At 62.7% G+C, this 24,260-nt stretch carries 26 protein-coding genes; all 26 read right to left on the bottom strand.

From position 1 onward, the window contains the following. Window positions 1-44: 44 nt before the first annotated feature. The 26 genes from rfbC to Q0O95_RS02760 all read right to left on the bottom strand — a co-directional run bounded on the left by rfbC (window position 45) and on the right by Q0O95_RS02760 (window position 24,053). A complete protein-coding gene (gene rfbC, locus Q0O95_RS02885; protein WP_293695099.1) occupies window positions 45-611 on the bottom strand; it encodes a dTDP-4-dehydrorhamnose 3,5-epimerase in 567 nt (188 codons plus the stop codon). Between the two features lie 7 nt (window positions 612-618). Then, the gene (locus tag Q0O95_RS02880) at window positions 619-1,776 is read right to left on the bottom strand and encodes an AI-2E family transporter (RefSeq protein WP_293695098.1); all 1,158 of its coding nucleotides are present in this window, start codon (window positions 1,774-1,776) and stop codon (window positions 619-621) included. Window positions 1,777-2,072: 296 nt separating this feature from the next. After that, window positions 2,073-3,266: an elongation factor Tu gene (gene tuf / locus Q0O95_RS02875; RefSeq protein ID WP_293695096.1), complete on the bottom strand. Its 1,194-nt coding sequence runs from the start codon at window positions 3,264-3,266 to the stop codon at window positions 2,073-2,075. Window positions 3,267-3,421: 155 nt separating this feature from the next. Next, window positions 3,422-5,536: an elongation factor G gene (gene fusA, locus Q0O95_RS02870; RefSeq protein WP_293695095.1), complete on the bottom strand. Its 2,115-nt coding sequence runs from the start codon at window positions 5,534-5,536 to the stop codon at window positions 3,422-3,424. Window positions 5,537-5,602: 66 nt separating this feature from the next. After that, entirely contained in the window at window positions 5,603-6,073 is a 471-nt protein-coding gene (rpsG, locus tag Q0O95_RS02865; RefSeq protein ID WP_293695094.1) for a 30S ribosomal protein S7, read from the bottom strand. Beyond that, window positions 6,073-6,447 carry a 30S ribosomal protein S12 gene (rpsL, locus tag Q0O95_RS02860; RefSeq protein ID WP_293695093.1) on the bottom strand — a complete coding sequence of 125 codons (375 nt, stop codon included), beginning with the start codon at window positions 6,445-6,447 and terminating at the stop codon, window positions 6,073-6,075. Before rpsL ends, rpsG begins: the two co-directional genes overlap by 1 nt. A 488-nt stretch (window positions 6,448-6,935) precedes the next feature. Continuing rightward, entirely contained in the window at window positions 6,936-7,580 is a 645-nt protein-coding gene (locus tag Q0O95_RS02855; RefSeq protein WP_293695092.1) for a hypothetical protein, read from the bottom strand. Beyond that, complete coding sequence (locus Q0O95_RS02850) at window positions 7,577-7,927, bottom strand: hypothetical protein (protein ID WP_293695091.1); 351 nt, start codon at window positions 7,925-7,927, stop codon at window positions 7,577-7,579. The genes Q0O95_RS02855 and Q0O95_RS02850 overlap by 4 nt, the downstream gene beginning before the upstream one ends. A gap of 5 nt (window positions 7,928-7,932) precedes the next feature. Next, window positions 7,933-9,642, bottom strand: a complete 1,710-nt coding sequence (locus Q0O95_RS02845) for a hypothetical protein (protein ID WP_293695090.1) — start codon at window positions 9,640-9,642, stop codon at window positions 7,933-7,935. Then, on the bottom strand, window positions 9,642-9,914 hold the full coding sequence (locus Q0O95_RS02840; RefSeq protein WP_293695089.1) for a hypothetical protein: 273 nt from the start codon (window positions 9,912-9,914) through the stop codon (window positions 9,642-9,644). The genes Q0O95_RS02845 and Q0O95_RS02840 overlap by 1 nt, the downstream gene beginning before the upstream one ends. Window positions 9,915-9,994: 80 nt before the next feature. Then, window positions 9,995-10,825 (bottom strand): FHA domain-containing protein, encoded by an 831-nt coding sequence (locus Q0O95_RS02835; protein ID WP_293695088.1) that lies wholly within the window; start codon window positions 10,823-10,825, stop codon window positions 9,995-9,997. Beyond that, window positions 10,822-11,646 (bottom strand): protein phosphatase 2C domain-containing protein, encoded by an 825-nt coding sequence (locus tag Q0O95_RS02830; protein ID WP_293695087.1) that lies wholly within the window; start codon window positions 11,644-11,646, stop codon window positions 10,822-10,824. The genes Q0O95_RS02835 and Q0O95_RS02830 overlap by 4 nt, the downstream gene beginning before the upstream one ends. A 90-nt stretch (window positions 11,647-11,736) precedes the next feature. Beyond that, entirely contained in the window at window positions 11,737-12,870 is a 1,134-nt protein-coding gene (locus Q0O95_RS02825; protein ID WP_293695086.1) for an AI-2E family transporter, read from the bottom strand. Window positions 12,871-13,017: 147 nt separating this feature from the next. After that, a complete protein-coding gene (gene ugpC, locus Q0O95_RS02820) occupies window positions 13,018-14,136 on the bottom strand; it encodes a sn-glycerol-3-phosphate ABC transporter ATP-binding protein UgpC (RefSeq protein ID WP_293695085.1) in 1,119 nt (372 codons plus the stop codon). A 117-nt stretch (window positions 14,137-14,253) separates the two neighbouring features. Further along, window positions 14,254-15,600, bottom strand: coding sequence for an ABC transporter substrate-binding protein (locus Q0O95_RS02815; RefSeq protein ID WP_293695084.1), 1,347 nt, complete (start codon window positions 15,598-15,600; stop codon window positions 14,254-14,256). Between the two features lie 29 nt (window positions 15,601-15,629). Next, window positions 15,630-16,475, bottom strand: coding sequence for a carbohydrate ABC transporter permease (locus Q0O95_RS02810; protein ID WP_293695083.1), 846 nt, complete (start codon window positions 16,473-16,475; stop codon window positions 15,630-15,632). Then, a complete protein-coding gene (locus tag Q0O95_RS02805; protein ID WP_293695082.1) occupies window positions 16,472-17,410 on the bottom strand; it encodes a carbohydrate ABC transporter permease in 939 nt (312 codons plus the stop codon). The genes Q0O95_RS02810 and Q0O95_RS02805 overlap by 4 nt, the downstream gene beginning before the upstream one ends. A 502-nt stretch (window positions 17,411-17,912) precedes the next feature. Further along, window positions 17,913-18,197: a WXG100 family type VII secretion target gene (locus Q0O95_RS02800; RefSeq protein ID WP_293695073.1), complete on the bottom strand. Its 285-nt coding sequence runs from the start codon at window positions 18,195-18,197 to the stop codon at window positions 17,913-17,915. 120 nt (window positions 18,198-18,317) lie between these two features. Further along, window positions 18,318-18,587 carry a hypothetical protein gene (locus Q0O95_RS02795; RefSeq protein ID WP_293695081.1) on the bottom strand — a complete coding sequence of 90 codons (270 nt, stop codon included), beginning with the start codon at window positions 18,585-18,587 and terminating at the stop codon, window positions 18,318-18,320. A 127-nt stretch (window positions 18,588-18,714) separates the two neighbouring features. Next, entirely contained in the window at window positions 18,715-19,512 is a 798-nt protein-coding gene (locus tag Q0O95_RS02790) for a hypothetical protein (RefSeq protein ID WP_293695080.1), read from the bottom strand. A 36-nt stretch (window positions 19,513-19,548) separates the two neighbouring features. Continuing rightward, complete coding sequence (locus Q0O95_RS02785; RefSeq protein ID WP_293695079.1) at window positions 19,549-20,220, bottom strand: hypothetical protein; 672 nt, start codon at window positions 20,218-20,220, stop codon at window positions 19,549-19,551. Window positions 20,221-20,252: 32 nt separating this feature from the next. Further along, on the bottom strand, window positions 20,253-20,873 hold the full coding sequence (locus Q0O95_RS02780) for a hypothetical protein (RefSeq protein WP_293695077.1): 621 nt from the start codon (window positions 20,871-20,873) through the stop codon (window positions 20,253-20,255). A gap of 54 nt (window positions 20,874-20,927) precedes the next feature. Further along, entirely contained in the window at window positions 20,928-22,109 is a 1,182-nt protein-coding gene (locus Q0O95_RS02775) for a hypothetical protein (RefSeq protein ID WP_293695075.1), read from the bottom strand. A gap of 23 nt (window positions 22,110-22,132) precedes the next feature. Then, entirely contained in the window at window positions 22,133-22,432 is a 300-nt protein-coding gene (locus tag Q0O95_RS02770) for a hypothetical protein (RefSeq protein ID WP_293695074.1), read from the bottom strand. An 81-nt stretch (window positions 22,433-22,513) separates the two neighbouring features. Further along, the gene (locus Q0O95_RS02765) at window positions 22,514-22,798 is read right to left on the bottom strand and encodes a WXG100 family type VII secretion target (protein WP_293695073.1); all 285 of its coding nucleotides are present in this window, start codon (window positions 22,796-22,798) and stop codon (window positions 22,514-22,516) included. Between the two features lie 604 nt (window positions 22,799-23,402). Continuing rightward, entirely contained in the window at window positions 23,403-24,053 is a 651-nt protein-coding gene (locus tag Q0O95_RS02760; RefSeq protein WP_293695071.1) for a hypothetical protein, read from the bottom strand. Window positions 24,054-24,260: the final 207 nt, after the last annotated feature.

Genomic DNA, 24,260 nt, shown 5'->3' with positions numbered 1-24,260 from the left:
GCACGTCGTCGCTGTTCGACGCCGTACGGCTCCTCTTTTCAAGATTACAGCGGGGCGAGAACCTGAGCCAAGGTGGGCGCCTCGGAATCCTTCTCAGAGATAATTTCGCGATCGCTCGCATCGATGGGCAAAGGCCACCGAATCCCGAGCTGCGGATCCAGCGGTGTGATCGCGATACTCTGCATGCCCGGAGTCCACTCCCGCGTGAAGCAGTACACATACTGCGTGGGAGTCTCGCCCGTCGACTGGAATCCATTGCACACGCCCTCCGGCACGAGCACCTGCGTACCCTGCTGCAGCGCCACCTGTACGACTGCGCCGCGCGTCGGGGACTCGGGCCGCGCATCCACCCACGCACCGTAGGCCGTGCCGTGGACGATGGCGACGAGCTTCGTCATCACCTCGCCGTGCATGCCCCGCACCGCGCCGGGCCTCGTCTCCGTGACGTTGATCTGCTGAAAGGGCGGCAGCTCGTATCCCGCGTCCCGGAAGGCGGATGTCCGGAAAAATTCCCTCACAGCGCCGCGGTCCTCGAACACCTGCTTCATGCGCATCAGCATGAGCCCCTCGATATCGGTGGTTTCGACATCGAAGTCGATGATATCGACCATTGCGCCCCTACTTCATCGACTCTCGTCGTTTCTGACGCCACATATAGGCGGGCTTATCTTCTCCGTCCCAGACCTGGATGATGCCCCACGCGACAGCGGCGATGGGCACGGCGAGTACCGCTCCGACGATGCCCGCAAGAACCGTACCGATGGTCAATGCGACCAAAACGACGAGCGCGTGCAGCTTCAGCGTACGACCCATCACAACCGGCTGCAGGAAGTTTCCTTCGATCTGGTTGACCAGGACCACGATGCCGATGACTACGAGCGCGATCCAGATGTCGTGGGCAACGAACGCAACGAGTGCAGCCAGAGTTCCCGCGAGCGTGGCACCGACGAGCGGGATGAACGCCAGCACGAACACGAGCAGCGCAAGTGGGATCGCCAACGGAATCGGGAACCCGACCCAACCGAGGATGAGCAGGCCGAGCAAGATGCCGAGCGCGTCTACTGCCGCAACAGTCGCAGTGCCGCGAACGTAGCTGCCGAGCGTCTCCACGGTCTTGCGGCCGACTCGCTCCGCGCGCTCGTAGCGCTCGCCCTGGAACGGCCGGAGCAGGAACTGCCAGATCTGCGGGCCATCCTTCAGGAAGAAGAACAGCACCACGATCATCAACACCAGGCCGGTGAAGAAGCTCGCCGCAGCGCTCACACCGGCGAGTGCACCGCTGCCGAACTGGCTCGAAGTGAGAAATTCGACCGCGGTGTCCTGGAACTCGGTGAACTGTTCCTCCGTAATCGTGAACGGCAGGTCCTGGAACCAGACGATCAACTCCGAGACACCCTGTTGCGCCTGCTCATAGAGCGTTTCCCACTGATCACGGACCTGCCAGGTGATCAGCCAGCCGACGCCCGTCAGTGCCGCGACGATCGCCAGCAGCGCCAGGATCGTCGCAACAAGGCTGGGCACGCCGCGGTCGCGCATCCAGCGCATGACGGGCTCGAAGGCGGAGGCGAAGATGAGCGCGAGCAGCACGGGGATGATCACGAGCGTCAACTGCGTCATTCCGAAGATGGCGCCGGCAACTATGATCAGCACGAGAATGATCTGTGCGGCTCGCGTCGCGGCACGGCCGAGACTGTCGCTCCACATCGAACTCACCTTGGACGACTTATCCTGCGTCTCGGGTACCTGCTGAGGTGCGCGTCTTGCGAAGAACCACATAACTGCCCACTTTCGTCATTGCCACCGGGGTTGCCGGGCCGATCGATTCCAGCGTAGTGCCCGAGCCCTGAGAAGCGCCGCATCCTGCCCGCACAGTCCGCGGCGGTGCACCGGCCCAACCGCTCACCCACCCAAAATATGCGAAAAACTTCGAAACATGACCGTCACGTTTCGAAGTTTTTCGCACCCTGGGAGGGGGAGGGCGAGAAGGGAGGGGGATGGGAAGGGTGGGAAGGGCAGGCGGCAAAGCGAAAGGGCCCCGCAGAAGCGGAGCCCTTTCGATGCGTACCGGAGTACTACTTGATGACCTTGGTCACCGTACCGGCGCCGACCGTACGACCACCCTCACGGATGGCGAAGCCGAGGCCCTCCTCCATAGCGATCGGCTGGATCAGCTCGACCGACATGTCGGTGGTGTCACCGGGCATGACCATTTCGGTGCCCTCGGGGAGGGTGATAACACCGGTCACGTCCGTGGTACGGAAGTAGAACTGCGGGCGGTAGTTCGTGAAGAACGGGTTGTGACGGCCACCCTCGTCCTTGGCGAGGATGTACGCGGTGCCCTCGAAGTCCGTGTGCGGCGTAACCGAACCGGGCTTGACGACAACCTGACCGCGCTCGACGTCTTCGCGCTTGGTACCGCGAAGCAGCAGACCACAGTTCTCGCCTGCCCATGCCTCGTCGAGCTGCTTGTGGAACATCTCGATACCGGTAACCGTGGTCTTCTGCGTCGCGCGGATGCCGACGATCTCGACCTCGGAGTTGATCCCGAGCGTGCCGCGCTCGGCGCGACCGGTGACAACGGTTCCACGACCGGTGATCGTGAAGACGTCCTCAACGGGCATCAGGAACGGCTTGTCGCGGTCACGGACCGGGTCGGGGATGTTCTCGTCCGCGGCATCCATGAGGTCGAGGATCGCCTGAACCCACTTCTCTTCGCCCTCGAGCGCCTTGAGCGCTGAAACGCGAACGACGGGAGCGTTGTCGCCATCGAAGCCCTGGCTCGAGAGGAGTTCACGAACCTCGAGCTCAACGAGCTCCAGGATCTCCTCGTCGTCGACCATGTCGGACTTGTTGAGAGCAACCATCAGGTACGGAACACCGACCTGCTTTGCAAGCAGCACGTGCTCGCGAGTCTGCGCCATGGGGCCGTCGGTCGATGCAACCACGAGGATCGCACCATCCATCTGAGCCGCACCGGTGATCATGTTCTTGACATAGTCGGCGTGACCGGGTGCGTCGACGTGCGCGTAGTGGCGCTTCGGGGTCTCGTACTCGATGTGCGAGATGTTGATCGTAATACCGCGCTGACGCTCCTCAGGAGCCGAGTCAATGGTTCCGAAGTCGCGCTGCACGTTGGTGGCGGACGGGTACTTGTCAGCCAACACCTTCGAAATTGCGGCAGACAGGGTCGTCTTACCGTGGTCGACGTGACCGATCGTTCCGATGTTGACGTGCGGCTTGGTCCGCTCGAACTTGGCCTTAGCCACTGTGTCCCTCCTAGGACTATTCTCTGGACCCTCAGACGCGGTATGCGACTAAGAGGTTTCGGGGTATGAAGTTATATTACGGGGCGCCGGACTATGTCGGAAACCCGGGTCGAGCGCTGGATTGGCGGGATGCCTCCCCAGCGCTCATCGCGGGCTTACTCGCCCTTGGCCTTCTGGACGATCTCTTCCGAGACTGCCTTGGGCACCTCGGCGTAAGTCGAGAACTCCATCGAGTAGACGGCGCGTCCCGAAGTCTTGGAGCGCAGGTCACCAACGTATCCGAACATCTCGGAAAGCGGAACCTGTGCCTTGACGACCTTAACGCCCTGGGCATCCTCCATCGACTGGATCTGCCCGCGACGCGAGTTCAGGTCACCGATGACGTCGCCCATGTACTCCTCGGGAGTACGGACCTCAACGGCCATGAGCGGCTCGAGGAGAACAGGATTCGCCCTGCGGGCGGCTTCCTTATACGCCATCGAACCGGCGATCTTGAACGCCATCTCCGAGGAGTCGACGTCGTGCGCTTGACCGTCCATGAGCGTCGCCTTGACACCTACGGTCGGGAAGCCGGCGAGCACGCCGATCTGCATGGCATCCTGGATGCCCGCATCGACCGACGGGATGTACTCGCGCGGGATGCGGCCACCTGTGACCGCATTCTCGAACTCGTACGTCTCGTCGCCCTCGACCACCATGGGCTCGAGCTTGATCTGCACCTTCGCGAACTGACCGCTACCACCGGTCTGCTTCTTATGGGTGTAGTCGTAGCGCTCGACCGTGCTGTTGATCGTTTCGCGGTAGGCAACCTGCGGCTTACCGACGTTCGCCTCCACGCGGAATTCACGCTTCATGCGGTCGACGAGGATGTCGAGGTGCAGCTCGCCCATACCCTTGATGGTCGTCTGACCGGTCTCGGGATTAAGTTCGGTCCGGAACGTCGGGTCCTCTTCTGCGAGCTTCTGGATGGCGGTACCCAGCTTCTCCTGGTCGGCCTTCGTCTTCGGCTCGATCGCAACTTCGATCACCGGGTCGGGGAAGGTCATCGACTCGAGAACAACGGGGTTCTGCGGGTCGGAGAGCGTGTCACCGGTCGTGGTGTCCTTGAGGCCGATGACTGCGTAGATGTGCCCGGCGGTCATGAAGTCAACCGGGTTCTCCTTGTTCGCGTGCATCTGGAAGATCTTCCCGACGCGCTCCTTCTTGCCCTTCGTGGAGTTGATGAGCTGAGCGCCGGAGTCGACCTGGCCCGAGTACACGCGTACGTAGGTCAGGCGACCGAAGAACGGGTGCACGGCAACCTTGAACGCGAGCGCCGAGAAGGGCTCATCGCGGCCAGCCTTGCGCTCCACGACTGCGTCTTCGTCGCCGGCCTTGTGACCGGGGATAGCGGGAACATCGAGCGGGTTCGGCAGGTAGTCCACGACAGCATCGAGCATCGGCTGCACACCGCGGTTCTTGAATGCCGAACCGCACAGGACCGGGTAGACCTCACTGGCGATCGTAAGCTTGCGGATGCCGCTCTTGATCTCCTCCTGCGTCAGCTCCTCGCCCTCAAAGAACTTCTCCATGAGTGCTTCATCGGTTTCCGCGACTGCCTCAATGAGCTTCGCGCGGTACTCCTCGGCGCGAGCCTTGAGGTCCTCCGGGATCTCCTCGACGGCGTACTCGGCGCCCATCTTCACGTCACCCTTGGCGTCGCCGCGCCAGGTCTTCGCGTTCATCTCGACGAGGTCGATAATGCCCTCGAAGGAGCTCTCGGCGCCGATCGGCAGCTGCAGCACGAGCGGTTTCGCCCCGAGACGGCTCACGATGGTGTCGACCGTGTAGTAGAAGTCGGCACCGAGCTTGTCCATCTTGTTGACGAAACAGATGCGAGGCACGTCGTACTTGTCGGCCTGACGCCAGACGGTCTCCGACTGCGGCTCAACACCTTCCTTGCCGTCGAACACTGCGACGGCGCCGTCGAGCACGCGCAGCGAACGCTCCACCTCAACGGTGAAGTCGACGTGGCCAGGCGTGTCGATGATGTTGATCTGGTTGTTCTCCCAGAAGCAAGTGACCGCGGCGGACGTGATCGTGATGCCGCGCTCCTGCTCCTGCTCCATCCAGTCCGTGGTCGCGCCGCCGTCGTGGGTCTCACCCATCTTGTGGTTGACACCCGTGTAGAACAGGATGCGCTCGGTCGTTGTGGTCTTGCCGGCATCGATGTGCGCCATGATGCCGATGTTGCGGACCTTCTTCAGGTCTGTGAGCACGTCTTGTGCCACGAGTTCCTCCGTGTGAGTGATGCGGTGGATGCGGGCGGAGCCGGGTGCGGCCCCGCCCGTAACCAATTACCAGCGGTAGTGGGCGAATGCCTTGTTCGACTCGGCCATCTTGTGGGTGTCCTCACGGCGCTTCACAGCGGCACCGAGGCCGTTGGAAGCATCGAGGATCTCGTTCATGAGGCGTTCCGTCATGCTCTTCTCACGACGGGTCTTCGCGTACGAAACGAGCCAGCGCAGGGCCAGCGTGTTCGCACGGTGGGGCTTGACCTCGACGGGCACCTGGTAGGTGGAACCGCCGACGCGGCGAGACTTCACCTCGAGCGTAGGGCGGATGTTGTCGAGTGCCTTCTTGAGCACGACAACCGCATCCTGTCCCGACTTGGCTGCGACGCCCGAGAGAGCACCGTAGACGATGCGCTCGGCGAGGCCCTTCTTGCCGTCGAGAAGGATCTTGTTGACGAGCTGGCTTACAACCGGTGCGCCGTAGACGGGGTCAGCAATGACCGGGCGCTTGGGAGCTGGGCCCTTGCGTGGCATTACTTCTTCTCCTTCTTCGCGCCGTAGTGGCTGCGGCCCTGCTGACGGCCCTTGACCGCCTGCGTGTCGAGCGCGCCGCGCACAATGCGGTAACGGACACCCGGAAGGTCCTTGACACGACCGCCACGGACGAGCACCATCGAGTGCTCCTGGAGGTTGTGGCCCTCGCCGGGGATGTACGCCGTGACCTCGATGCCGTTCGAGAGCTTGACACGAGCGACCTTACGGAGCGCCGAGTTCGGCTTCTTGGGCGTGGTGGTGTACACACGGGTGCACACGCCACGTCGCTGGGGATTCGCCTTCAGAGCGGGCGCCTTGGTCGTGGTGACCTTCGGCGACCGGCCCTTGCGAACCAATTGCTGAATAGTAGGCACGTTGCCTCTTCCTGCTGCACGGTGACAGCTTCGATGACTTTTCTCCTGCCGGGCGGCAGCAGACCATCGGATCATTCGACGTGCGCACGCGGCGCCTCCCGTGATGGAAGTGTCGAATATGCCGTGGGAGCTCGGGAATACCGATTGCCCAAGTGTGTTAGGTTTTGCCGCGATTTCTTTCGAGCACGGCAAACGTTATAAGCACACCCGAGCAAGTCTACGGTGCCGCGGTTCTTCCGGTCAAGTGCGCGGTATCGCCCACCGTGAACTCTTGGTGAATACGTCGTACCGGCCCGCCGCTCGCGCTTGGCTTACTCCAACTACCGCCCCTTCAACCCTTGACGAAATCCCCCATCCCCGAGTTCGGGCCTCCCTTTTCCTCATCTGGCGGTAACACTTCTCGGTCTATAGCTGGAATGAACGCGCTATACGGGCGTGTCGCCATGCATGGACCGAGAAGTGTACCCACCCAACAGTGGCGGCAGGGGTTATGAGTCGGGCAGAAGCAGTTCACTGCGCAGCGTGGCACCGCCGGCGGGCTTCGACGCGAACACGATCTCGTCGAACAGCGTCGCGTACAGCGTCGTGTGCAGTGCTTCCGGAATCGAAACGTGCACCAGCTGCACACGGTTCGTGCCGGGCACGGTCAGCCAGTAGTCGATCAGCATGCCGGGCGGGATATCCGGGTCAGGGTCGAAGCGGATGCGCGGCCTCCGCAGAATCCGCCGCTCGCCGACCTCGAATATCCGGTCGTCCGCGCCGGGCACCGGATCACCACCGACGGGGTCGGTCTCGGCACGGATCACGGAGGGGATGAATGTATCGATGACGGTCTTCGCATCGACAGATCTCGTCGCCGAGACGGCAACGGACGGGTAGACGCTGATCGTCCCGGGCAGCGGCACGTCCTCCGTCAACGCCACACCGACGTGCAGTTGCTCCGCTTTCCCGCGTCGGGCACGCTCGGCCGCGTGGAGCAGCCGCTGGTGCAGCAGCGCCCGGCGAGATGCGAATCGGTCCTCGGCTCCGAGCAGTTCACGGGCGAACTCCCGCAGGCGATCGCTGACGTTCTCGGAACGCAGAGGAACTTCGAACCACGTCCCCGGCAGCGTCAGGCGCAGTGTCATCGTCACTCGAACCGCCGACGAAGCCATCCGTCGGGAACCGTGACCGACGATCCCCACGCGCGCAGGCCCTCCGGCAGCGCCAACCGCTTCGCGCGAAGGTTCTCACGCACGCCGTCTGCTATGACGAAGAATCCGAGTGATCCGCGCGGAACGCTGGGCCCGCCGGCTTCATATACACAACGAAGAATACTTTCGATGAGCTCTGGCATCGTCTGCTCGCCGACCGACGTGAGCTGCACTTCGGCGCGGAAGGACTTCGAGAACGGCAACCCGTCGGTCGACTCCGCGAACGAAACGTCGACGACCCCTTCGAGCTCGCGCATGTGCTGACGGGCCTCTGATGTCCAGGTCACGGGGCTCAGTGTACCGGCACCTCTGGCGTGCCGCGCTGGTACACGTGCGACTGCGACGAGCCGCTGGAGCCGTCGCCGCGGTAGTCGCCGAGATTGTCCTCTACCCACTGCTCGGCGCTCGAACCCGTCTGATCTCCTTGATCCTGCATCGTCTCACCGTAGGCATCGCCGACGTGCGGAACGAACCCCGTCCCGTCCGGCGGCGACACGGTCACGATCGTGCGGTTCGGGTCGTGACGGTGGCTGGGATTATCGGGGTCGGTTATGGCGGGGATCGGATCGTTGAGGATGCCGCCGTCACCGTTCGCGTGCTCGAACTGCAGCACGGGGATGTGCGGCGGAATCGATGTGTCATCGAGTGCTGAGCCTGCCGCGACAACACCATCGACGTCGTACGTCGACGCGAAGTCCGGGTCGGCCGCCAGGTTGCCGGCGGTGATGCCGCCCAGGCTCCAACCCGACAGAATCACGCTGTCACCGGGTGCGACACCGGCACGTTCCATCGCATCGATAACCGCTTGTTCGAGCTGCGTGCGCTCATCCCCCATCTTGCCCGCGACCCCCGAAGTGATGTCGTTGAGCGCGTCCCCTCCCGGTACCCACACCTGCGTGCTCGGGATGTTGACGACGTACCTGGCGTCTCCGTCCGGCCCGACTACTTCTGTGACGGTGACGGCCGAGGAGGTCTCGTTGTCGAGGCCGTCCGGCATATCGATACCCACCTGCTTGTCGGCATCCAGATTGCCCTCCTGCAACCATGCGAGGAACTCTCCCGGCGACATATCGCTCAGGTCGACACGGCCCTCGTGGTCGAACGATGCCTTGTGCTCCGGCCTCCCCTTCTCGAGCTCCAGGAGGCTGTCCAGCACCCCCGGGAACATTTCCGTAAGCGTCTTGACGAGGCCGGCGACGACTGCGCGCTGCCAGTCTCCCGTTGCGAACAGTGATTCGAGGAAGGCGTCCGCCCCACCGGTGAGGACGAATGCCGCGATGCCGATGCCGGCGATGGCGAGCAGCAGCGCTCCAGCGAACGTCGCCGCCGAAAGAGCAGCGACGATGAGTGCGACCGCAAGCAGCGCGAGCCCTATCTGTATCGCCATGCCTGCGATGAACTTCAGCAGTTCTGTGAGTGCTTCGCCGATCCAGTCCCAGGCGTCGCTGAAGAAGCCCTTGACGTCGTCCCACCACGAGTCGTTGATCTCGGCGTCGCCGATGATGTCCTGGATCAGCGCTGCCGCGTGCTCCGCCGCCTCGTTCTTCCGGCGTTCGGCGGCATCCCGGCTGCTCTCGGCTGTCCCCATCGCCGACTCGTAGCCGCCGATCGTCGCATCGTGCGCTGACAGGTCCGGGTTGCGTTCCTCGGAGTTCGCGGCAGCCTGCGACCGGGCCGCCCTGGCATCGTCGAGCAGCTGCTGCGCCGATTCCCAATCTTCTATCGCGGCCTCTGCTTCCTGCTGCGCGGCGCGCAGTTCGGCCGCGTAGTCGACCAGCGCTGTCCCCGTTACCTCATAGCGCTCGGTCGCAAGCTCGATCTCACCGGAGACATCGCTCGCGTCATCACGGATGCGGTCGACGGCTTTCGAGATCGTCGTATCGTCGTCCCTGATCTTCCGCAACAGGTCGACCGCTTCTCCGATTGCCTTCGCGGTGTTGATGTACGTCGTGCCGTGCCCTTCGACGACGAACGGCTCTCCTTCGAGCGGTGAAAGCGACATCAGTGCGATGCGGCTTCGTCATCGAAGGTCTCGAACGCATCGCGAATCTCGTCGATCGACTTCGCGAGGTCTTCCGCCGCCCGGCGGAACCTGCCGCGTGTGTCGTCCCAGTTGTCCGCGAACTCCTGAACGCGACCCGAGAGATGCTGGTGGCCCGTCGCCGCGGCGGCTGCCGAGGCAGTGTCTCCGGACGCCTCGAACTGCTTCGCAACATATTCGAGATTCGTGACAGCTCCTCGAAGAACTGCATAGTCCAGCGATACGTCAGGCACGGTTCCTCCCGGGTCAGCTCTTGAGATCAGCCTAAGCAAGCCCGACACGTCGACCAAGGGGAGAACTCCCCTGGTGGCGGTCAATCGCTGAGCGCTATAGCAACTCCGTCGCCGAGCCCGAGAATGTCGCCCGCGTGCAATCTCGTTGGCACATCGGCCCGCAAGCGCTGCGTCAGGGTTCCCGGCCGCGAGACGGTCGTGCCGTTGGTGGAGCCGAGATCGGTCGCCATGACCCCTCCCTGGGTGGATTCGACGCGCAGATGCGTGCGGGATATCACCATGCTCAGCCCCCCGACCGTCACCAGCCGCGGAGGGCGCCCTCCGTCGACCCGATCCGATTCGGGGCGTCTACCCACCAGGACACCGCGGTCGAGCGGGATGCGCTCCCCCGACTGCAGTACCAGCGCCGGATGCCCGTCGCCCGGGATGCTCGTGAAGACGGAGAGCTCATCGGTTTCGGGCGCCCCTACCTCTGCCGCTCTGGCAACCACTCCTGGCGTCGCGTCGACCTCGAATGTCACCCGCAGCGAAGCGACACGAGTGACACCGCCGAGGAACGGCAGAGCAGCCGCTGCCAGCGATCCCGTGTTCCCCAGTTCGAGCAGACTCCCCGGGATCAGTTCGGGCGCCGGTGCCCCGCCGTTACCGGTTCCGGAGGAGTTCAGGGGTTCGCCATCGACGACGGCCGGGACTCCTCGGTAACGCAAGAGCGTGTTGACGCCGTGCGTCGTGGACACCACCGCGAGAGCGCTCTGCCCGATGGCGGCCGCGAGTTCGCTTGCGCCGCCGCCGTGGGCGACGATGTCGTGGGCGCGGTCGATGTCGGCGACCGGGGCATCCGGGTCAAGCACGGCGACGGCGGTCTCGCCCGCAATGCACCACGCCCTGCCGGGTGCGAACGACAGCTTCACGGCGTACCGCCACGCGGCACAGTGTCGAACATGAGGTCGAAATCGGTGTCCTGCCAGCCCGTGTCGTCCTGATCGACGGCATCGACATCGACGATGACGACGCTGACGTTGTCGCGTGCGCCGGAAGCCAGCGCAAGCCGCAACAGTTCTGCTGTCGCGTGTGCCGGCGAAGGATGCGAGCGCAGGACTCGCGCGAGCACTTCGTCGTCGAGTTCACCGGAGAGCCCGTCGGAGCAGACCAGCAAACGCTGGTTTCTCTGCACCGGCGTGAGCCACGTATCGGGAGGCGTTACCTGGCCACCGCCGATGGAGCGCGTTATGACGTTGCGCAGCGGATGGCTCCTTGCGTCCTCACGCGTTACCTCACCCGACTCGATCATCTCCTGCACGACCGAGTGATCGACGCTCAGCTGCCGGAGGACACCGTCCTGCAGCAGATACGTGCGCGAGTCCCCGACGTTGACGAGGTACCAGTAGATGCCGCTGCCCGTTGTCGTGACGACGGCGCCCGTGAGCGTTGTGCCGGCTCCCTCATCGCCCGAGCCGAGCACTGCGGCGAACGACCGTTCGAGGGCCGACTCCACCTGGTACGGCTCGGGAAGCGATCTGCCGTGGAGTCGATCGAACGCGCTCAGGGCGAGAGTGCTCGCTCGGTCGCCCGCAGCGTGACCGCCCATCCCGTCTGCCACGAGGAAGACGGGAAACGATGCATCGAAGGAGTCCTCGTTCAGCTGCCTCCGCATCCCCACGTGCGTGACGGCGCTCCAGCGCAGGCTGACGGCGTCGTGGTGATAACGAAACTCCCGTACTTCCTGCTCCATGGGATGTCCCCAATCCGTCCGCCTTATTTACCGGGCGTTTACGAGCGTATGGCAGAGTACGGATCTTCGCACCGGGGAGAACTCCCCTCGTTACGATCGTTTGCGTCTCTTGGCGTCCTGTTTGGGAATCACGACTTCATTCAGGATGAGCAGCAGCGATGCCGTCACGGGGATCGCAACCAGAGCGCCGAGCAGCCCCAGCAGGGTTCCGCCGACGAGCGCACCGATGACCACGAGCGAACCGGGCACCGAAACGGTGCGGTTCATGACCCTCGGCGTCAGCCAGTACGCCTCCAGCTGCATGTAGAGCAGATAGATGATCGCGAACGCCAGCGCCACGACAGGGCTCGTGAAGAGCGCGAGCACCGATGCGATGGCCCAGAAGAGAACAGAACCGATCAGCGGGATGAGCGTAATGCAGAACGCGAGCACCGTCAGCAGCAGCGCGAACGGCAGCTGCAGTGCCAAGTGCAGCACCATCACGAACAGTGCGTTCAGCGTCGCGAGGATCACCATGCCCATGAGGTAACCGCCGATCGACCCCGTGATCTTCTCGGTGAGATCGGCGACGCGCGCACGAGAATAGGCGGGCGCGAGGCGGTAGAACGACTGCTTCATCCGCGGCAGTGCCGCTAGGAAGTACAGGCTCAGCACAAGCACGATGACAAGACCGGAAACGGTCTGGGCGATCGTGGCACCCACCTGCAGGACGCCGCCGCTGATGGCTGCGATATTGCCGGGGTTCGTGATGAAGTCGTGCACTTGCGCAACGCTGCCCGCCATGGCATCGCCGAGGTTCTCCTGCATCCAGGCGAACCAGTCCGCACGCTGCACGTCGGCGATCAGTCCGGGAGCATCCTCGAAGAACTGCGCGATCTGCCGCACCACCTGCGGCACGATGAGCAGCAGGATGCCGACGATGATGAGCGCGAACGAGACGTAGACGATGACGATCGCGAGCGCTCGGGATATGCCGCGGCGTTCCAGCATCACGACGAGGGGATCGAGGCCCAGCGCCGCGAAAAGTGCGAGCACGATCGAGATCATTACCGTCGACAGGTTCGAGACCGCGAGCCCGAGGACGATCGCGGCGAGAGCGCCGAGCGCGAACAGGAATCCGAACGCGAACGGGTTCGACAGCGGCCACCGGGATGCGCGGTCGCGATCGGGAGCGACACGACGACCGGTTGCCGCGCGGCGCCGACGAATTCGTGATCCCGCCATGTGCACCCCTTCGATCGCTCTCCGCATCAGCTTAGAGGTTGACTTACTCCAGGACGCCGGCCGTGCGAGAACGGAAACGTCTGTCAAGCAGCGCTGAGCGTGCGTCTTCCGTCCAGCGGAGGCAGAAGCGCAGAGGGCGGGCGCTGTCTACGCTCCCGATCCGACGAGCTTTTCCGTCTCGGCGTCGAAGAACAGCACCCTTCGAGCATCCGCTGCGAGCGTCAGTTTCTCGCCCGCGGTCGGCTCGAGGTCTTTATCGATGCGCGCGACGACCCTGGACTCCTCATCGGCGCCGCCTGCTGTTCCGTAGACGTACACGTCCGAGCCGATGGATTCGACGAGGGATATGTTGATCGTGAACTGGTCTTCGCGTTCTGCGTCTTCCAGTGCATCGCTGTCGGGGAGCACGAGGTCCTCGGGGCGAACGCCGACGACGACACTCTCGTGTTCGAACTGCAATCCGGCAGGAACCGGCAGAGTGTTGCGGCCGACGCGAACGCGCTTCCCTCCTCCGGAGTCGGACTCGACCCTGCCGGGCAGGAGGTTCATGGTCGGCGAGCCGATGAAGCTCGCGACGAACAGTGTCTCGGGTCGGTTGTAGAGCTCTTTCGGCGTGCCGATCTGCTCGATGCGTCCTTCGTTCATGACGACGACGCGGTCACCCATGGTCATCGCTTCGGTCTGATCGTGCGTCACGTAGACCGTCGTGACGCCGAGACGTCGCTGCAGCTGCGAGATCTGCGTGCGCGTCTGCACCCTGAGCTTCGCGTCGAGGTTCGACAGTGGTTCGTCCATGAGGAAGACCTGCGGGTTTCGCACGATCGCACGACCCATCGCGACGCGCTGACGCTGTCCGCCCGATAGCTGTCGCGGTTTCCTGCTCAGGTACTGGTCGATGTCGAGCAGCTCCGCGGCCTCGAGGATGCGGCGCTTGCGTTCCTCTTTCGGAACACGCGTGTTCTTCAGCGCGAACTCCATGTTGCTCTCCACCGTCATATGCGGGTAGAGGGCGTAGTTCTGAAACACCATGGCGATGTCGCGCTCGGCGGCCGGCGTCGTCGTGACGTCTTCTTCGCCGAAGAAGATCGTGCCCTCCGTCGGCAGTTCGAGGCCCGCGAGCATCCGCAGTGTCGTCGACTTTCCGCAACCGGAGGGGCCGACGAGCACCAGGAACTCGCCGTCGGTTATGTGCAGGTCGATGTCCTCGACCGCGTTGCGGTCGGCACCGGGATATTTCAACCCGACTTCGCTGAGAGTGACGTCCATCTCGGGTGCTTCCTTCCTTCATGAGGTCATCGCGGTGGTTCGTGCTGTGCAGCAGCGAGTTGCCGCGTGACCGGTTGCTCGTGGGGTCGGGCCCATCGACCCGACCCCAACGATGTTCTACTCGTCGAGCAACGGTGCGAGATCGCTGTCGTAGAGATCCTGCAGTGTCGCCTGCAGCGACTCGAGCTCATCCGTGACGTCGACATCGGACGTCAGGATGCGCTGCAGCGCCTGCGACAGGTTCAGATCGCCACCCGGCAGGAACACGCGCGCGAAGTCCTGCGAACGGGCGTTCTCGAGCTGGTTCACGGCGACCTCGAACGCCGGGGTCTCCGAGTAGACCTCGCTCATGTCGGAGTCGGTGCGTACCGGCAGGTACCCGGTGGCTGCCGAGAACGTTGCGGTGTTCTCGGCGTTCGTGACGAAGTCGATGAACATGGCGGCAGCGAGCTGACGCTCCGGCGTCGTCTTGTCGGCGATGCTCAGGCCGGCACCACCGGTCGGGACGACCTCGTTCTCTCCTGTCGGGCCGAGCGGCAGGAAGCCGACGCCGACCTCGAAGTCGGCCGTCTCGAGGATGCCGCCAAGCGAACCCGTCGATGCGACGACCTGGCTGATCGCACCGGCGGAGAAGTCGGTCGCCGGGTCACCGCTGACGACGGTGGCGAGATCGTCGTTGACGACGCCCTGCGCGAGTTCCAGCGCCTCGATCGTGCCGTCGCTCGTCAGCGACGAGAAGTCCCACTCGTCGCTCCACGCGCCGCCGTGGCTCCACACGAGGTTCGACATCGTCCAGGCCGGGTACTCGGCCTGGGGTGGGAAAGCGAAGGGGGAAGCACCGGTATCGGCATCCGAAAGCGCCTGCGCGTGCGTGAGCATCTCGTCCCAGGTCTCGGGTGCGTCCGTGAGGCCTGCGGCCTCGTAGTGGTCGGCGTTGTAGTAGAACAGCGGCGTCGAGCGTGCGAAGGGGGCACCGTAGTGCTGGTCCTCGTAGAGGTAGTCGGTGTAGAGCGCTTCGACGTACGTGCCGGTGTCGGCGTCGATCGCGTCGAACAGCGGGTCGAGCGGCGCGAGCGAGTCGTTCAGGTAGTTCGGGAACCAGGTGGCGTCGGAGAGCACGATGACGTCGCCGACATCCCCGGAGGCCTGAGCCGTCTGGAAGCGTTCGGAGACCTCTTCGTAGTTGGCTCCGGCGGTGACGTGGTCGACCGAGATGCCGGTCTCCTCTTCGAACGCCTCGATGAGTTCGGTCTCGACGTCGATCGAGCCGCCCGGGTGGTTCGTCCAGAAGGTGATCGAGTCGGCCGGCTCGATGTCCGAGTAGTCGATGTCGGAATCGGTTCCGTTATCGTCGCCGCCACCGGTTGTGGGGCCGCATGCGGTGAGCACGAGGCTCGCAGCGGCGATGGCAGCGCCCGCGGCCATCCCGCGGCGAAGCCTGCGAGGTGAGATCGTGGTGGACATAAGGGATTCCTCCTTGTTTGTAGAGAGTGTCACTTGACGGCGCCCTGGGTGAGGCCGGCAACGATGTAACGCTGAAGCATGGCGAAAACGATCAGCACGGGCGCGATCACGAGCACGGCGCCCGCCATCAGAACACCGTAGGTAGCGGTGTCGGATTCGATCGAGTTGAGCAGATTGAGGCCGACGGGGAGCGTCATCTTGTTCGTCGAGTCGATGATGATGAGCGGCCACAGGAAGTTGTTCCACTCGTTCACGATCGTGACGAGCGCAACCGTTGCGATCGTGGGTTTCGTGACGGGGACGATGACCCGCCAGAGGCGCTTCCAGTGGCCCGCTCCGTCGAGTTCGGCGGCCTCCACGAGCGCGTAGGGAACGGTTTTGAACTGTTGCCGCAGCAGGAAGGTGCCGAATGCCGTGCCGAGCCCGGGCAGGATGATGCCCCACAGTTGATCTCGTCCGCCGAGCCCGGAAACCGTCAAGTAGTTCGGCAGCATCGCAACCTCTGGCGGCACCATCAGCGCTACGAGAATCCCGAGGAAGATCAGGTTCTTGAAACGAACGTTGATGAAGACGAGCGCATACGCCGTCGTGATCGCGAGGAAGACTTTGATGGTCGCTCCGACTGCGGTCGTGATGATGCTGTTCAGGAATACCTGCGCGAGCGGTACGCGGCTGGCGACCTGCTCGTAATTCGCGAAAGTGGGGTCTTCCGGCAGCAGTCCGGGTGTCGTCGTGACGATTTCGCTGACGGGTTTGAACGACGACAGCACCATCCACAGCAGCGGGAGCACGATGATCAGCAGAGCCAACAGCATGGGGATGTAGCCGCCTGCGATGGCAGACCAGACGTCTTTGGGCCTCAGCGCGCGCTTCATGCGTAGTGCACCTTCCGCTCGACGTACCGAATCTGCACGGCCGTGATCAGGAAGAGCACGAGGAACAGCACGACGGAGATCGCCGCGGAGTATCCGGCTCGCTGGTAGGCGCCGAACGACTGCAGGTACACCTCGAAGAGGATGGTGTTGGTGCCGTGGCCGGTCGGAGTCATGATGCGCAGCACGTCGAAGGCCTGCATGGAGCTGAGGATGCTCGTGATCAGGATGAAGAACATCGTGGGGCTCAGCAGCGGCAGCACGACCTTGAAGAATCGGCGCACGGACCCCGCTCTATCGATGCTCGCCGCCTCGAGCAGATCATCGGGGATCGACTGCAGCCCCGCGAGGAAGATCACGGCGCAGTAACCGAGGTTCTTCCAGATGTATACGACGATGACCATGACGAGCGCAAGGTCCGGATCGAGGAACCACTCGGGCGATCGCTGCCCGAAGAAGCGGAACACGTGACCGAGAACACCGAGGTTCGGGTCGAAGATGAAGCTCCAGACGAGGCCGACGCCGACACCGGACAGCACGTAGGGCGAGAACACCGCGGTGCGCACGACGGTTCGCCCCGGGAGCTTGCGGTTCAAGACGACGGCGAGGAGCAGCCCCAGCACCATCGAACCGATAACGGTTGCGATGGTGAAGATACCGGTGACTCGCCACACTTCGACTCCGGTATCCGACGTGAAGAATCGGACGAAGTTGTCGAAGCCGATGTACTGCGCGGAGTCTGAGCCGAGCCGCCAATTCAGCGTCGAGAATCGGATGTTCGCAATCAGCGGGTAATAGATGAACATCAGAATCAATCCGATGTTCGGCCCCGCGAACAGCAGGAAGAGCGTCCAGTTCCAACGCGACCGCTTCCGTCGTGCGCTGCGGTGCTGTCGTTCCCTTGTCTTCGTCGTCCGCTCCGGCGCTTTCGTCGTCATGCGATACCGCCTGAAGAGCAGGCGATCGCGGTGATGGTGGCGGATGCGGGCACTCGATCGAGCGTAGGGGCCGATCGTTGCGAGGCGCGAACCCGAACACGAACTCCAGGTGAAGGAGTGTTGAACTGTCGAATACCGTCTGCGGCCCCGGTTCTCTCGGGTGATCCAGGCGGGGTATTCCGCTCGACCGGTTCTCGCGACATCGTTGTATCTCAGTCCTTCTTGCTCGCTGTGTGATGAGCCTACCCAAAGCCCGCGTGTCGGTGAGGGTTCACCCAGCACGGGACATTCGCTCGGTGAACCCGCAGAGCGACGCCGCTATCGGTGAAACTCCTTTCAAGAATGTAACGCATCATGGCAGGGATGCTCGCCCAGGACGAAAGGAGCGCGACGGCTCTCGCGCATCTGCGGCCGATCGATGCGGTGGAATGCACGAACAGAAGCCGGGATGGCGAAAGCGGGGTTCGCGCACGAACCCCGCTTTCGGAAAATCTGGCGGTAGTTAGCCGGCGAGCTGGTCGTCCAGGTCGCGGATAGCCTGAGCCATCTGACGCAGACCCTCGGCCATATCCGTCACACCCTCAGCGGCGGACTTCATACCCTCGGTCAACTCCTGGTAGCCCTCCTGGAACTTCCCAGAAGCCTTCTCCGTCTTGAAGCCGTCCTGCACCAGGTCATCAACGTAACCCTGCAGCTTATCCAGCAGATCGTCGATCTCGCCCTTACCGTCGTCCAACTGCTTCGCAGCAGACTCCATCTCGTCATACGTGGCGCCGAAATCCGACATCGTTCACATCCCTTCAATGTGTACACCGGCCCGACTCCGGGCCCCTTACATACACAACACTAGAAGCGAGCCACTCACCGTGCAAAGGGGAGAACTCCCCACACAGACGGTTCTCAGCTTCTAACCGACGTAGTTTGCATCCGGGCCGACGTAGCGCGCTTTCGTCAGTTCGAGCGCGTGCCCCGTGGCGACCTCAACGGGCGGCCATACGAGCACTCCGTCGTCGATGACGTAGTGCAGGGTTGACAGCGCAGCTTCTTCATCTTCTCTCGTATAGAGAGGCAAGAGGAGATCCTGCTTCCATCCGCCCGAACGCTGTCCCGTCGTGAGCACGTCTTCGGTGAGTGTGCTGCTGGAGAGTCCCGCGTAGATCTCGTGCCCGCACTCCACCGCTCCGCTGAGGCTAATGGACTGCTCCGCGTACTTCTTGCCATCTTCGGTGGTGTACCCGCTGCTGTTCCATCAGCGGCTTCGTCTGCTGCGAGGTTTCTATGCGACCGCAGCCAAAGCCCGCTGCCTACAGAGCTCCAGCCGGACGCTGCTCGTCACCGGGCGCGGGGCGCGGACGATCAGAACCCAGCATTGCCCCCAGTTGCCCGAGCGGCAATGCTTTCGCATCGTCTCGAGTCTCGGGCGTGATTAAACCGTCCGTTGCCAACTGATCGAGAGCACCGTCGAGTGATTCCCGAACAGCCGCACGAGTCGCCTCATCGAGCGAATCGACCGCCGACCCCGTCCGGGCAGCAGCAGCTGTGCTCCCCGATCGTCGCACCAGCAGAGCGAACCCCGCGCCCAGGGCCGCAGCTATCGATGCGACGAACCAGAGCGGAGAACCGACCGTACCGGAATCTGACCACGCAACGACGCCGACCACAAGCTGAATCGCGCTTGACACGAGCACGAGCACCGCCGGCACGGTAACACCCTTTTGCTCGAGGGCGGCACGGACGCTTGCGAGTGCACGCACGGCGAAATACAGCAGCGGGACCAGCGCTACTGCGGCTGCCGCTCCAAGATGCCAGGCGACGACGGGAACCTCAAAGCCTCTCGCCGCCAATACGATGCTCCTGACCGAGAGTAAGGGCATGAGCAGATACGAACTCACCAGCAACACGAAGATCATGAGACCGTTGACGAAAGTAAAAAGCTTCCCGCCCGAGTTGGGCAGCGCGACGCTCCAGAGACGCATCGGCATGTTACCGGCGAGTTCGCGCAACACGCTCCCGTTGTTTCGGAAGGCGGCCGCTTCCAGGAGCCACCAGTCATCCTCCGACCACGACTCCCTGTTGGCTACGAGTTGCTTGGGTGACTCCACGCCTGCCTCCTTTCCGAAAGACTCCCCCACTCGCCGCTACCGGCTCTCTTCGGAATCCGCTCGGTCCGACTCAGAAGAGTCATCCTGATCAACTTCCGCAAGAACCTCCCACTCGTCGTGATCGACGCGCGGCGGCTCGAAAGTAGGCTCTTGACTCGCGAAGGAATCACCCTTCTGCGCTTCGAGACCTTCCGGGGTCACGCTCATCACAAGATCCACGAGCTGCGGTTGCAGGCCTGAGAGCCAGCCCGCCGGCATCGGATCGGTCTGCGCAATGACCGCGCCCGACGCTTTCGAAAAACACCACCGAACATGGCCGAGTTGAGCACCACTTTCGTCCGCGAGCATGAACGTCGACATCGCGCCCTGGCCCATCGCTTCCGTTTCGAACCCCAGGATTCGCGGGGGGAGCAACGCGTCCGGCCACAGGAAGAGATCCACATCAGCCTGCGACAACGGCGTATCGTCCATGCCGAATCGGACGACGGTCCATGCTCCTCCCGTGACATCCAATACCAGCACAACCAGCGTTTCACGCCCATCTGCCGAGGAAGCCACCGCCTGCAGCAGCCGTTCAGCAGTAACGGTGAAGCCCTCACCGAGAGCATCGGCCTGCTGGCTGTCTGCGAGTTGCTCAGCCGCCCGACTGGCCCAATCCGCCATCTCAGCGCCGTTGGCAAAAGTTTCCGGATGCGGGATTCCGATCATGCATGCAGGGTCGAGCCTTGCTCCAAGTCGCTTCACGGCTTCTCCCACGCGAATGTGGCGACGTGGGCGTCGATCAGGTCGATCCACTGCTCGATGAGATCGTCATCTGGATCACGTTCATCGGGATGCACGAATGCGGCAACGAGCTGCAGCGCTCTCGAGCGCTTTGCTCCTGGGATCGGGATCAGGTACGCGGCCGTCGTGGTCGATACGTCTTCGCCCTGCACGGATATCTTGCCCTCTTGCCTCCAGGCAGCAATCTGCTTGTTCGAATCGAGGGGCCTTGCTCCCCATCGAGCGACCGCTCCCTTCACTACCTGATCGAGCGTGTACTGGGCCGTCGCCGCTCTCACCGAACCGTGGATGGCAGTGGGGAGGAAGAGTTCCTCAGGGGTCGTATCACCCGGCATGACGACCATGAATCCGCGCTCGGAGCGAAGCCGCTTGAAGCTCTGCGTTGTCATCGCCTGTACTTCCGCCATGAGATCCGGGCGATGCTGCTGCATCAGCCGCTTCGAAGCCTGCTGCAGCAGCGCGCGTTCGTTCTCCGGCGTAGCGGCGAAAGCGATCCAACCCTCCGGTACCGCCATCCGGAACGCCGGAACGTCCGGCAGCAGCGGCGCACCGAGCTCCTGTCTGAGTTCACTCCCCATGTATCGTGCCTATCACGTTTTCAAGCCGCACACTGCGGAAACTCACGTGACGGGTCACTTGAACGGGAGAGAGAAGAACTCAACGGTCCTACCGACAAAGCCGCCCCGGCCGTCATAACCGAAAAGTCCGACTTTGCTGTAAATGCCGGATAGGGTCTGAATGCCGTACCCGAACTTCTCGAAGGTACTCGTCGCTCCCGCTATCGGCCCCCACATGTCAGATCCCTGTCCGGTAAAGAACTTGGAGAATCCGTCTACAACGCTCGTCGGCGCGAAGAAACCGGCCTCGGGCGCAAGACCCCGCATGTTTCCGAAGAAGTTCGGGCCGCCACGAGCGGACATGCCCCATCTGACCACGTCGTCGCCCCAGCTCATGCTCGAGAGCCCGACCCAGGACTTCATGCCGGCTTTGAATCCGCCTTCCATGAACTTCGTGATGTGCCCGAAGGGTATGACGCTGACAACGGCGAGGGCCACTTCGAAGCCGCTCGCATCTCCGCGTCGCCACTGGTAAATCGTAATCGCGAGCAGCACAAGACCGACAACGAGCGAAAGAATCGCGATGATCGGGCCGCCGACGACGAGAGCAAGAATGGCGAGTCCGAAGGACACCCACGTGAGCACCGTCTTGAGGCCACCGAGAACGGAGTCCCACCACTCGGCCCAACCGTCTTCGACGGCACCTTCGAGTACGTCTCCGATACCGGAAACCGCTTCATTGAACGCCTCTTCCCAGGTGTCGTACTCGGCGTCGAAAAGTTTTGCCTCGTCTTCCCAGTTGTCGTACGCGGTCTGCTTCGCAGCGTCGTCCGCCCTGAGGTCCGACGCCTCCTGGCTGTCGGCGTCGACGTCGGAAGGCAGCGGCGTCCCGTCGATACTCCCTGGAAGCGACACATACGTCTCCCAGTACGACTGGCAGTTTTCGACGTGGGTCTGAATCGGACCTTGAACAGCTTCGACGACGCGCCCGTACGAACGAATGTGCAGGCCAGTGGGAGCGTACATGTCTCCTGCCTCTTTCAGCAGCACATGAGTGTCGTCCGCGACTTTGCGGAGCTTGTCGACCGCCTTGCCTCGCTGACCGTCTTGATCATCGGCTACACGTTTCAACGTGAACGCACCGCTGCGCATTGCGCGGCCGGCGTCCCAGATCGCCTGGCCACGTTCGGTAATGGTTTCGCCGTCACCGACGAGCGGTTCGATCGTGCGGCAGCCGGGAGAATTTGGCTGTGTCATGTCAGTCCTCGATCAGTGCTCTGCTATTGGGAGTTCTCGAACTGGCTCGCTGCGTCATCGTCGAACTCCTGAAACGCTTCGACTACAGCGTCGACGTGCTCCTTGATCTTTTCGGTGTCGCGAATCAGCTGACGCCGTTTTCCACTCCAACGAGACTCGAAGTCGACCGTGAGCGTCGTCAAGTCACTCCTGTCATAGGGATGACCGATTGCGGTCTCAAGTGCACTCGAGTTGTCCTGAGCCTCTTCCAATTCATCGATGACGGTCGAGAGGTTCTCCTGCAGACGCAAGAGCGAGCTCCATTTGATCAACACATCTGCCACGAGTGCACCCCATTTCTTGTCTTGGTTCAGTCACAGGGTGCAGCCGCAGCCGATTGCTGGTGCGGCTGCACCCGGAAACTGCTAGCCGGCGAGTTGGTCGTCCAGGTCGCGGATAGCCTGAGCCATCTGACGCAGACCCTCGGCCATATCCGTCACACCCTCAGCGGCGGACTTCATACCCTCGGTCAACTCCTGGTAGCCCTCCTGGAACTTCCCAGAAGCCTTCTCCGTCTTGAAGCCGTCCTGCACCAGGTCATCAACGTAACCCTGCAGCTTATCCAGCAGATCGTCGATCTCGCCCTTACCGTCGTCCAACTGCTTCGCAGCAGACTCCATCTCGTCATACGTGGCGCCGAAATCCGACATCGTTCACATCCCTTCAATGTGTACACCGGCCCGACTCCGGGCCCCTTACATACAACACGATACGAATCTCGCAAGCGACTGCCAAGGGGAGAACTCCCCTCGCCAATCACCGCCGAGCTTTCACGGGGCCGCATCTCCCTTCTGTGCACGCAAAGCGACAGGTTGCAGCCTCAGGGATGCGTCGGCCTGCACAGTTCATGACCGCACTCAGAGAGCACCCACCTGGTGATTCCACCCCCTCCGCAGGGCGTTCGCGTTTCGTGCCAAGAGTCGCCGCAAGCGTTCCGAACTCGAGCCTTTTCGCCGCGGCGTGCTCTTCGGCCGAGATCAGATCCAGAACTGCAAGTTGATCGATAGCTGCGCTCAATTCCTGGCGCACGATGACACCTTCAACGGCAAGCGCCGCCACGAGCTCAAAGCGTGCGGTTCTTTGTTAGCTTGAGGTGACGGATCGCCGGCTCCAACACTGCCAGGTCAGGACCGCGGGAGGTGTCCATATCCCTGATCTTCCCCCGGGAGGGGGAAGAACTCCGCTTGCGGCGTTTGCCAAAGACTCTCTCCATCGCTCACCGAAAGGTTCGTGTACTGCAAGGCACGAGATCCGCTAGGTGTAACTGATGTTCGCCTCGGAGTGCCCACGGACCGTGAGTTCGTCCGCGTACTCGGGGGTGATGCCCAGCGGCGGCCATACGTGCACGCCTTCATCACTCACGAAATGCACCGTAGCTATTACCCTGCTCAACTCGGGAAAACGGTAGACACGCACGAAGCAGTCGTGTTTCCAACCACCGGTACCACCGCTGAGAAGCTTACGCTGCGTTACCTTGCCGACTCGAAGCCCGTCATGCAGCTCTTGACCGAGTTCAGTGGACCCGGCCAAATTGAACGTGTCCTCTTTGACGCGCTTTCCGCTCTCACTGTCCCGCAATCTTCCCCGCTGCAGAACTCTTCCGGCAACAATGAAGGCGCCGGCGACAACAAGCGCAACGAACGCGAACGCCAACCTGTGGTTCATGTCCCTGTCCGGAACCAATGCAAAGAGATCCAGAGCGAACCAGGCAACATCCGCGATCAGCATCGCGACACCGACGACGAACAAGAGAACGCCGAGCACGGGCGAGCGGCTGTATCGCCAAGGCCCCGGAAAAGCAGCAAGCACCGGATTGAACGCGAAGATCCGATTCGAAGTTTCAGGCTCCTGCCCAAGGATGATCAGCCGCGACCTCGATTCGCTCTCGTTCGATTCCGACGGCATAGTTCATTCCTCCGGAGGTTTCAGCCATCCCATGGAACTCACGCGAACGTCCAAGACAGCATGCATCTGTCGATTGTAGTCACCGTCTACCGCCTCCCTCCTGGACGTCAACCGACCCGTGAACTCCGGCATGTCCGCCTTTCGACAGTTGGCACCAGAGTCAGATACGTGACGATGACAAGAGTGACGGCCGTGCCGTTCGAAGGT

This window comes from uncultured Agrococcus sp. (assembly GCF_945915485.1).
In the GTDB taxonomy this organism is placed as follows: Bacteria; Actinomycetota; Actinomycetes; order Actinomycetales; family Microbacteriaceae; genus Agrococcus.
The sequence above is the reverse complement of the archived record's forward strand: the minus strand, read 5'-3'. Positions and strand labels throughout refer to the sequence as shown.